Origin of the sequence: Roseovarius gaetbuli, from assembly GCF_900172365.1 — a bacterium.
In the GTDB taxonomy this organism is placed as follows: Bacteria; Pseudomonadota; Alphaproteobacteria; order Rhodobacterales; family Rhodobacteraceae; genus Roseovarius; species Roseovarius gaetbuli.
Map to the genome: position 1 here is coordinate 1 of NZ_FWFJ01000092.1, position 3,842 is coordinate 3,842.

Annotated in this window: 3 protein-coding genes; 1 reads left to right on the forward strand and 2 read right to left on the reverse strand. The window is 50.8% G+C overall.

What is annotated here, in order from left to right; all coding sequences use genetic code 11:
* Positions 1 to 278: 278 nt before the first annotated feature.
* Positions 279 to 1,157: a hypothetical protein gene (locus ROG8370_RS19505; RefSeq protein WP_085828791.1), complete on the reverse strand. Its 879-nt coding sequence runs from the start codon at positions 1,155 to 1,157 to the stop codon at positions 279 to 281.
* Positions 1,154 to 2,680, reverse strand: a complete 1,527-nt coding sequence (locus tag ROG8370_RS19510) for an AAA family ATPase (protein WP_085828792.1) — start codon at positions 2,678 to 2,680, stop codon at positions 1,154 to 1,156. The genes ROG8370_RS19505 and ROG8370_RS19510 overlap by 4 nt, the downstream gene beginning before the upstream one ends.
* Positions 2,681 to 3,561: 881 nt before the next feature.
* Between ROG8370_RS19510 and ROG8370_RS20705 the strand changes: the two genes are divergently transcribed.
* Complete coding sequence (locus ROG8370_RS20705; protein ID WP_170925316.1) at positions 3,562 to 3,720, forward strand: hypothetical protein; 159 nt, start codon at positions 3,562 to 3,564, stop codon at positions 3,718 to 3,720.
* Positions 3,721 to 3,842 lie beyond the last annotated feature (122 nt).

A 3,842-nucleotide genomic window follows, 5' to 3' on the forward strand; every position in this document is an offset into this window, starting at 1 on the left:
GCAATGGCTCTGGACTTACAACAATGAGCGCCCCAACATGGGCATCGGCGGCATAACACCCGCTATGAAACTGAAAACAGCTGCGTGATTTCTACGGCTGGACCCCATTGAAAATGGGGGGATTACCACCTGACAGGTGTACTCTCGGCCATCGTCTACGGGCACAAGCAAAAAGGACATCGATCAACTGCTACCGTGGAACCGGGCGGGATGAAGAACCGCTTGCGGTTCTCGAACAGCTATTCCGGATCAAGTTGCGGAACGTACAGGCGACAGCGTCAGGCGAAATCTGCCTCGCAGAACCATTGCGAGGCGGCCAATGCAGAATACAGCGTTCGCTTCCAACCATTTATCGGCAGGTTCGGCTCATTCGCGATCACTAAGAGGTGCTCGCGGAACTGCTCAGAGCTAAATATCCTTAGTGTAGACTTGCGCTGAGATATCAAGGGAGTGAGCTCCGTCCATGCACGAGAGCGGTACCGTGCCTCAAGCTTGCAAGCTTTAAAGTGTGCCGTGACACGTTGTCGGTCCTTTTCGGGCCAACTAGCTGGTGACTTCACCTCAAAATCAACGACCAAAGGATCTTCATTACGAACGGATGCCGAAGTCCATTTCTCCAGAAAAAAATGGTCTTCGTCCAAGTACGGATGCAGTGGCTGAGAGTTTTCGTCCGTCGGAAAACTACCTCCCATCCCTTTATTGCAGACTTGACATGCGGGCACCAAATTTAGTGGTAGAACGGCGTAAGTTGGGAAGTATGCCTTCGGCAAAAAGTGATCTGCAGTGCCTAGTTCACCTACTTCACCCATTTCCCCCATACCTCCACAATATGGGCACTCATCGTGGGCGCCCAATTTGATCTGATCGTACATATTTCTTGGTTTACCCTTAGACTTCACAACGCCCTCATCGTAAAGGCTCACCAACTCACCTTTTAAGAGTGAGCCCAAAACGATCGCCTCTGGATTACCATGAGCAGCCCTTGGGAGATCACACCAGGTTTTGGTCTGCGAGCTTTCATCAAACCGTCCATACGCTTCGACGACTGTCGGTCGATTGTGCAAAAACTTCTTTTTAAGTAACTCGTCACCTAAACCTGCGACGCTTTCATCGTACAGATTTATTGAAGCATAAGGCGGTGCGTCTAACCTCTTCATTCTTCGATATGCCCCTCATCGCGATTAATGATCATCGCCTTGAGAATTCCCCGAGCCTCATTGCCCAGACTTCCGCCTAGCCTCTCCATGATTTCATCGTACGTCCCACCTTGGCCAACTAGTTCGGACAGTACGGTATGGAATCCTGATCGGGAGACCTCAAGGCCGAACACGTCTCGGGTCAAGACACCCACATTCTCACCGAAAGTCTCTGTATCTGGGCGCTTTTTCTCTGATACAAGCTTGCTCCGAAAAACCTTCCAAACACAAGACCTCGGGATTTCCTGTAAAACGACCGGGGAGTGGGTCGCAATTATCGCGACTGCGTTTCGCGTGTGCAGGAGTTGGCTTAAGCTTCGCATCAGAGCAGAAAGTAGAGGTGGGTGGAGATGGCTTTCTGGTTCGTCGAATAGCACCAGTGTCTTCTCTTCAACCTTCATCACCAGAAGGGTCATTGCAAGAATCACTACCGCGTGCCCAGAGCTCATCTTATCAATCAAAAAGAGCCCACGTTTCTTTAATTCCTCGCCGCGCAGTTCCGCCAATGACAATAGCCGCATATCGGCGAAATTCTCATCACTTTGGAGGGTTTCAATTGCTTGGATCCACCGGTTTCGCCTGCGATCATCTTCCAAACAAAACGCTAGACCGTCGACAAATTCTTCAAAAATCTCGACTTTTGATTTTATGATCGCGCCATCATCATCGGCATAATCAGTCAAGCCGATGTATGTGTACGGCGTGTCATCGCCCTCGCCGGGAAGGTCAAATGGATCGAAAGCGCTAAAAGCAACTGATACTAAACTTCTGAAGTATTCGTTGTTTTTCTCAACCTCTTCAAAGATATCGCGTGTATAAAAGTATGCTTCCGTCTCCACATGATCGGCAACCGCTTTGACCATTGAATTCAACAGAGTTGTTTTCCCAACTCCGTTTCTACCGATCAAAGCATGCATGTTTGTACTGGGTGTCGAGCTTGCCCTAACTCGAAAAGGAAGATCGAAACCGGCAAATTTTTCAGAAGGCGGCAGACAAAACCCAAACTTATAATTAGTTAGGAGAACGTCGCCTCCAAGCACGCTGGCGAATTGATCTCGAATTTTGCTCATTGAGATCGAGCGGAGGTGAGAGACTTCAAAGACCCTTTCGCTCTTTATCGCTTCGAGAAGGTCCTTGTCCCAAACGACATCACACATTCGCGTCAGGAATTCGCGTCGCCATTCTTCACTGAAGTCAGCGAATAAGTCTTTATAATATTCGACGTCCATTCCGAGGGAGAAATAACCTTCACCCAATCTGTCGAAAGTATCGCCCAGCTTTGAGTACGTTGAATCCTCTTGGGTTTGACCGACGAATCCTATCCTCACGTTCGACAAGCTGTGACCTGTACCGTCTTCATCGAACACATGGACGGCAAAGCTCGTGACGAAGGAGTAGTCATTCCAGTGATCAATAGTGAGATAAACCTCGTTGCAGCCGGACGACGGCGGGCGACTCTTCGCTGGAATTACATGAAACTTCATTTGCGAGCTCTCTGTGGGTTGCTTTTCGTCACGGGACGCCTCCACTGACTACCTCAGTTTGCACGCTTCGAAAGTTCTGTACCATTTTTTCGAACGAACAAGGAACCCATTGAGAGTGTGACTGAGTTTGTAGCTTCCCAGAAACCTCGTGGGCAACGGTCAAACAAGTCTATGAAGGGCATTCCCTGATATGGAGCGAACCAGACCCTCAGGCCATAGATTTCTTGTCGACAGACCCAACACTTCAATCTCTCGGTCCTTAGTACCGGGACTATGCATTAGCTGTGATCGCAGAAGAGGACTTGAGCCATTGGCACCTCAGTTTGTCCGCACCAACATCTCGCAATTGTAGCAAATGGCTGCTGTGACGGGCCGCAGCGTTTCATTCGCTTGCCTTGGCGAACGGCAGTAATGGGCATGTCACATCCCAGAGGCCGAAAATAGCTCGCAACTTTGCGGCGTCGGCTCCTTGCGCATGGCTGCCGTTCGACGCCGATGTAGCATCCGATTCTCCGGACCCTTTTCCTACCCTTCACCGCACCTTGCGTCGAGGTCCGTCTGTCCAGCTTGGGGTCAGTTCATGACGTGAAAGTCAAGTTTACCATACGTTCCACACCAACGACCATTCCTGCCGCAGCGTTATGCACAGATTCCTGCTCTGCCCCTATTGCTCCCGATCCCGGACGGATGCAGATTACACGCATGAGGCGAGCAGGCCTCAATCAGAATCATGACAGGACGACTCATTTCGTGCAGAACTGTTGAAAAAGGCGAGCTTACGCCCTGACCTTTTGCGCCCGGAGTTTCCTGTCTTGCCATAAAAATGGTCAGCAGGGCACAGGCATGGTCTCCCCCTTGACCGAATTGAGGAGGGAGTCGCCGTGGCATTACCACCGCGCGTGTTTTTTTCGCTTTATGAAGTCTCAGTCCGCTGGGATTGTTCTGTCTCCGACATCGCCGGATGGGCGTCACAGGGCAAGCTGAAGATCATGACGGGGATCGGCCTTGTCCGTTGTGGCGATGCCACGGTGGCGGGGTAATCCCCCCATTTTCAATGGGGTCCAGCCGTAGAAATCACGCAGCTGTTTTCAGTTTCATAGCGGGTGTTATGCCGCCGATGCCCATGTTGGGGCGCTCATTGTTGTAAGTCCAGAGCCATTGC

Excerpts from the sequence above, each read along its gene's own strand:
- ROG8370_RS19510 (WP_085828792.1), bottom strand. The coding sequence starts at position 2,680 with ATGAAGTTTCATGTAATTCCAGCGAAGAGTCGCCCGCCGTCGTCCGGC.
- ROG8370_RS19505 (WP_085828791.1), bottom strand. The coding sequence starts at position 1,157 with ATGAAGAGGTTAGACGCACCGCCTTATGCTTCAATAAATCTGTACGAT.